Genomic DNA, 6,350 nt, shown 5'->3' on the forward strand with positions numbered 1-6,350 from the left:
AAGTCATAGATGCGGGCGTGTTGGCTAAAATGGGTCGGCCGGGATTGGTCAATCTCGGCCGACTATATTTGGCTAAATTATTCCGACGCTAACACGAGTCTTTGTCGCGAACAGGTCATCAGCCAGAATTCCGTTCGCACGATATTACTCTGGACCGACCGAGTTTCCGCAGCCCGCCCGGCGAGCAAGCGGACGACAAACACATCTGTCCAATAATTCGTCTGAAACACAATGAAAAACCGTTTGATGTGAGTTAATATAAACAACGTCGTGAATCTGACTCCTGCCACATGCATGACAGGGGTTAAACACAAAAAGGAGTCAATTATGGTTTCTGAGAAGGCTACCCTCGTTAATCCTCAGGGTCTGCACATGCGTCCGGCTGGTCTGTTCGCCTCCACCATGGGCAAGTACGCCTGTGACGTGACGGTCGTCACCCCCGAGAAGGAGGTCAACGGCAAGTCCCCGATGGCCCTCATGGCTGCTGGTATCCCCTGCGGTACCGAGGTCGAGGTCAAGTGCGACGGCGCTGACGAGGCCGAGGCTCTGGCTGCTGCCATCGAGCTCATCAAGAGCGGTCTTGGCGAGTAGAACTCAAACGGGTCGCATGTTGAACAACTAAGTTCATATTTGGGGGCGCAGTGACCTGTTGTAAGGTAGCTGCGCTCTTTTGTCATGGATATGGCAAAACGCTTTATCACATGACACGGAGAGAGGAATGGGAATGTATCAGGGAGTCAACGCTTCCGAGGGCATCGGTATCGGCACCGTCATGGTCGCCGTCGATCCCGACTTGACGTTTGAGCCGCACGAGGTTGCCGATTCGGCAGCAGAGAAGGAGCGCTATCAGTCCGCTCTTTCGGTCTTCTGCGAGAAGACCCAGGCTCAGGCCGACCACATGAAGGAGACGGTGGGCGAGGCCGAGGCCGAGATCATGAGCGGACACATTGTCCTGGCTCAGGACCCGGGCATGACCGACGCCATCAACGCCGCCATTGACGGCGGTACCTGCGCCGAGCAGGCGCTCATGGACACCTCGACCATGTTCGAGAACATGTTCCTGTCCATGGACGACGAGATGTTTCGTCTGCGCGCGGCCGACATCGCCGACATCCGCACCGGTATTCTGGCCGAGCTGCTGGGCAAGGAGGTCGTCGACCTTTCCGTCCTGCCCGAGAATACTGTCGTTGTCGTTCACGACCTCACGCCGTCCATGACCGCCACGATCGATAAGGCCCACGTTGCCGGTATCGTCACCGAGACCGGTGGCCGCACGTCGCACTCCGCGATTATTGCGCGCGCCCTCGAGATCCCGGCTGTCCTTTCGGTTTCCAATAGCTGCACCGCGCTGCGCAACGGTATGACCGTTGTCGTCGACGGTGGCAAGGGTATCGTCGAGGCCGATCCCGACGAGGAGACGCTCGCCGCCTACACCGCCAAGGCCGAGGCCTTCGCTGCCGAGAAGGCAGCCCTCGAGGCCTTCCGCGGCAAGCCGTCCGTGACTGCCGATGGCATCAAGAAGATCATCGCCTGCAACATCGGTAACCCCGATGACGTGCCCAACGCGCTCGATCACGACGCCGAGGCCATCGGTCTGTTCCGCTCCGAGTTCCTGTTCATGGACTCTGCTGAGCTTCCTTCCGAGGAGGAGCAGTTCAACGCCTACCGTAAGGTCGCCAGCGCGCTCAAGGGTGCTCCGGTCATCATCCGCACGCTCGATGTTGGCGGCGACAAGGAGATTCCGTATCTGCACATGGTCAAGGAAGATAACCCCTTCATGGGCTTCCGCGCCGTGCGTTACTGCCTGGCCAATCCCGACCAGTACAAGGTCCAGCTCCGCGCTCTGCTGCGCGCTAGCGCCTTCGGTGACGTCAAGATCATGATCCCGCTCGTCACCTGCGTCGAGGAGGTCTTGGCTGTCAAGGAGCTCGTCGAGCAGTGCAAGGCCGAGCTGACCGAAGAGGGTCGCAAGTTCAACGAGAACATCGAGGTCGGCATCATGGTCGAGACGCCCGCCGCTTCGCTGCTCGCAGACCGTCTTGCCGAGGCTGCCGACTTCTTCTCCATCGGCACCAACGACCTGATCGGCTACACCATGTGCGCCGACCGTGGTAACGACACCATCTCCAACCTGTACCAGGTGTACTATCCCGCCGTGCTCCGCTCGCTCAAGAACATCATCGAGAGCGGCGTTAAGGCCGGTATCATGGTCGGTATGTGCGGCGAGGCCGCTGCCGATCCGCTGCTCGAGCCGCTGCTGATCAGCTGGGGCCTGGAGGAGTTCTCGATGAGCGCTCCGTCGATCCTGCGCGCCCGCAAGACCATCAGCCAGTGGACCAAGGCCGAGTGCGACGAGCTCGCCGAGAAGGCGCTCGCCTGCAACACCGCCGCCGAGGTCAAGGCACTGCTCGAGTCCGCAGCTCGCTAATTTGGTATCAGAGGTAACCGCGTGGTTGGAATGGGCCGGCCACGCGGCCCTCACATATACAGGGGGTACTGTAAATGTTCTACACGCTAACCGCTAACCCGGCTGTCGACATGACGGTTTCGAGCTCTCCGCTCGAGCCCGACGAGAACGTCCGCACCGGCTCGGCCAGCTACACGGCTAACGGCAAGGGCCTCGACGTGTCCTTCGCCTTTAAGAAGATGGGCGTTGACACCGTCGCACTCGGCTTCTTCGCTGGCTTCACGGGCAAGTTTATCGTCGAGGAGGTCATGAACCTGGGCTGCCTGTGCCGCCCGGTCTGGACCGACGGTATCACGCGCATCAACACCTACGTCAACGATGGCCAGCACGAGTACGGCATCCTGAACCCCGGCGCTCCTATTACGCCGCAGCACCAGGAGGAGCTCTACAACATCCTGGACACCGCGGGCGATCTCGAGTGCCTGATCGTTTCCGGCTCCGTGCCTCCCAAAGCTACGCCCGACTTCCTGGCTCAGGTCATGGAGCACGCTCAGGCTCGTGGCGCCGACGTCGTCCTGGACCTGTCCTCCGACAAGCTCAAGGAGCTCGCTCACAAGAAGCCGCTGCTCATCAAGCCGAACCATCACGAGATGAAGGCCATCTTCGGCGTGCCGGTCGACACCGACGACGAGGTCCGCGTTGCCATGAAGATGGCTCACGACGCTGGCGTTCAGAACGTGCTGCTCACCCGTGGTAGCCGCGGCGACGCTTACTTCTCCAACGGCGAGGATATTTGGTACGCCAAGCGTGAGTTCAACATCAAGCTGGTTTCTTCTGTCTGCGCCGGCGACTGCACCCTCGCTGCGTTCCTGCACAAGTGGTACAGGGATCGCGACAACGTCGAGGAGGCCATGAAGCTCGCTATGGCCACCGGCGCCAACGTTGCCGAGTCCGTCGGCATCGGCGACTTCGGTCACGTCGACGAGTACAGCAAGCGCGTTGCTGTCCGCAAGCTCGATCGTCAGTAATCGAAACGCGACATATTCGTGCGCATGCGGCGCCCCGGTTTCGGCTGGGGCGCCTTTTTTGTTCCGTTATTGGGAGAGATGCTCTGCCGTACTTCATCGCTTCCACACCGTTCACCGAGTTGTCCTAGCCTTTTACCGTTGGGTGGAATATACTTTCATTAACACGTTACTTCGTGAAAGGAACATTCATGATTTACACGCTCACTGCAAATCCCGCCATTGACTACAACATCGCCTGCGACGGCCTTGCTGCCAACACCGTCACGCGTACCCGTAACGCCGTCTACACGCCCAACGGCAAGGGTCTCAACGTCTCGTTCACCCTCGATCACTACGGTGTTGACACCACGATCCTGGGCTTTTTCGCCGGCTTCTCGGGCGAGTTTATCGTTAAGGGCGCCGAGGGCCTGGGCGTGCCCGTCAAGCCCGTTTGGACCGACGGCATCACGCGCGTCAACGTGTTCCTCAATGCCGGACCCGACACCGAGTACAACATGGTCAACGCCGGTGCCGCCATCAACGAGGCCAACGAGCAGGAGATGTTTGAGCTCATCGATTCGCTCGATGACATGACCTGCCTGGTCATCAGCGGCTCGCTGCCTCCCAACACTTCCGAGGGCTTCTTGGCCGAGGTCCTGCGCCGCGTCAAGGCCAAGGGGGCCGAGTTCGTCCTCGACATCTCGAGCCATCAGCTGGCAGATCTCATTGCCATGGAGCCGCTGCTGATCAAGCCCAATGACGACGAGTTGCTCGATATCTTTGGCATTAAGGTGAGCGGTGGCGACGATGAGTCCGTCAAGGGCGCTATGGCTGAGCTTCATGCCAAGGGCGCCAAGAACGTGCTGCTGACCCTCGGCGGCGCCGGTGCGTACTTCTCCAACGGCAAGCACATCTGGTTTGCTAACCGCACCTTCGACGTCAAGCTGCTGTCGACGGTGTGTGCCGGCGATTCCTCGCTCGCTGCCTTCCTGTCCGTGTGGCACGACGCCCCCGAGCGCGTCGAGGACGCCCTGCGCCTTTCGATGGCCACTGGCGCCAACGTGGTCGAGTGCCCTGGTTTGGGTGATTTTGCCAAGGTGGACGAATATAAGAAGCACATCGAGGTTCGCCAGGTCTGCTAGCAGCATCGATACATCGTTGCCGAACACCCGCTTTGGATCTCCGAGGCGGGTGTTTTTTTGTGCGCTGATCGTATGTGGCGTTTGCTGTCTCGTTTTATCGAATCGACGACGCGATTGCGTGTGCGCGCTTTCTCGTTTCTTGCTAGACTTCTTGAGAACCATCGATTAACGCTCACAAGTGCAGGAGGCCATAGGCATGTGCAATGTTTCTCTCAACGGTACGCAACCGTCTGATGCCTCCCTGCGCGTCCTGCGCGCGCTTGAGGCGGCTGGTCTTGAGGCTTGGTACGTGGGCGGTTGGGTGCGCGACGCCCTGATGGGGCGCCCCAGCCACGATGTTGATATGTGCTGTAGCGGCCTGTGGCAGGAGTCCAAAGCGGCGCTCGAGGCCGCTGATATCGCGGTCGTGGAGTCGGGCATTAAATTTGGCGGAATCACGGCTATTTCCGATGGCGAGCGTATCGAGGTCACCACGTACCGCCTGGATGGCTTTTACACCGATGGGCGCCATCCTCAGAGTGTCGAGCGTGCCGCCTCGCTCGAGGACGATCTGGCCCGCCGCGACTTTACCGTCAACGCCATGGCCTGGCATCCCGAGCGCGGGCTTGTCGACCGCTACGACGGCCAGGGTGACTTGGAGCGCAAGCTGATTCGCGCTGTCGGTGATCCCAAGCGTCGCTTTAACGAGGACGCCCTGCGCATGCTGCGTGCGGTGCGCTTTGCCTGCCGTCTGGACTTTATGATTGAGCCCGAGACTAAGCGTGCGCTTGCCGAGTGCGCGCCGCTGCTCGATGCCGTGGCGCGCGAGCGTGTGGGTATTGAGCTCGAGGGCATTCTTTCGACCGGCCACGGGGGAGACGCCATGCTGCGCTACCCCGAGCTCATCTGCGCCGCCGTGCCCGAGTTGGCAGCGGGTCGCGGGTTTGATCAGCGCAGTGTCTATCATGCGTTTAACGTCTACGAGCATATCGCCCGCGTGCTGACGGTGGCAGGGGAGCTGGCGCTGTGCGAAGTCGTCGCGCCCTCACCGAGCCTTATGTGGGCGGCTTTTTTGCACGACGCCTCCAAGCCTGATTGCTTTACGGTCGATCACGCCGGCAGCGGCCACTTTTACGGTCATCCCGAGCTCGGCGCCAAGAAGGCGCGTGTCATCATGGATCGCCTGGCACTCTCGCACGATTTGGTGCGCGATGTGTGCCTGCTGATCAAATACCACGATAAGCCGCTGCGCCCCGAGCGATCCTGCCTGCTCAATATGATGCGTGCGCTTTCGGGCGAGGGTGTCGATACGCCGCGTCTGATGGACGAGCTCATGGACCTTAAGCGTGCCGACACGCTCGGCAAGGCCCCGTCGTGCTTCTATTACGTTGAGACAATTGAGGAGATGCGCGCGATGGCGCACGAGCTGCTGAAGGCAGGGGAGCCCTATACGCTCAAGATGCTCGCCATCAACGGCGGCGACCTGATCCGTGCCGGAGTCAAGCCCGGGCCGGAACTGGGTCAGCTTCTCAACTCCGCCCTCGACGCCGTGATCGAAGACAACATTCCCAACGATCGCGAAGCTCTTTTGGTCCATCTCAACTTGAATTAGCTACCCAGTTTACCTGCGTGTTCCATAACCTGACGACAATTTTTCGGCAATTTGGAATTTCTTCTTGCGCTGACGTTTTTTGTCCCGTAATATATTTCCTCGCAGCACGGCAGTGCAGATGTCATGTGGCCCGTTCGTCTAGCGGTTTAGGACGCCGCCCTCTCAAGGCGGAGATCACCAGTTCGAATCTGGTACGGGCTACC

5 protein-coding genes and 1 tRNA gene are annotated in these 6,350 nt (G+C 60.0%); all 6 read left to right on the forward strand.

Annotated features, from left to right (window positions below):
• The first annotated feature begins 327 nt into the window (after positions 1–327).
• The 6 genes from FGQ67_RS09795 (at position 328) to FGQ67_RS09820 (ending at position 6,348) form a co-directional block, all read left to right on the forward strand.
• On the forward strand, positions 328–591 hold the full coding sequence (locus FGQ67_RS09795; RefSeq protein WP_022094575.1) for an HPr family phosphocarrier protein: 264 nt from the start codon (positions 328–330) through the stop codon (positions 589–591).
• A 133-nt stretch (positions 592–724) separates the two neighbouring features.
• Entirely contained in the window at positions 725–2,428 is a 1,704-nt protein-coding gene (gene ptsP / locus FGQ67_RS09800; protein WP_138341749.1) for a phosphoenolpyruvate--protein phosphotransferase, read from the forward strand.
• 74 nt (positions 2,429–2,502) lie between these two features.
• Entirely contained in the window at positions 2,503–3,435 is a 933-nt protein-coding gene (locus FGQ67_RS09805; protein WP_006233969.1) for a 1-phosphofructokinase family hexose kinase, read from the forward strand.
• A 188-nt stretch (positions 3,436–3,623) separates the two neighbouring features.
• Positions 3,624–4,556 carry a 1-phosphofructokinase family hexose kinase gene (locus FGQ67_RS09810; protein ID WP_138341751.1) on the forward strand — a complete coding sequence of 311 codons (933 nt, stop codon included), beginning with the start codon at positions 3,624–3,626 and terminating at the stop codon, positions 4,554–4,556.
• Between the two features lie 196 nt (positions 4,557–4,752).
• On the forward strand, positions 4,753–6,147 hold the full coding sequence (locus FGQ67_RS09815; protein ID WP_138341753.1) for a CCA tRNA nucleotidyltransferase: 1,395 nt from the start codon (positions 4,753–4,755) through the stop codon (positions 6,145–6,147).
• Positions 6,148–6,274: 127 nt separating this feature from the next.
• A tRNA-Glu gene (locus tag FGQ67_RS09820) sits at positions 6,275–6,348 on the forward strand.
• Positions 6,349–6,350 lie beyond the last annotated feature (2 nt).

The sequence above is a fragment of the Collinsella aerofaciens genome (assembly GCF_005845035.1).
Classification (GTDB): Bacteria; Actinomycetota; Coriobacteriia; order Coriobacteriales; family Coriobacteriaceae; genus Collinsella; species Collinsella aerofaciens_I.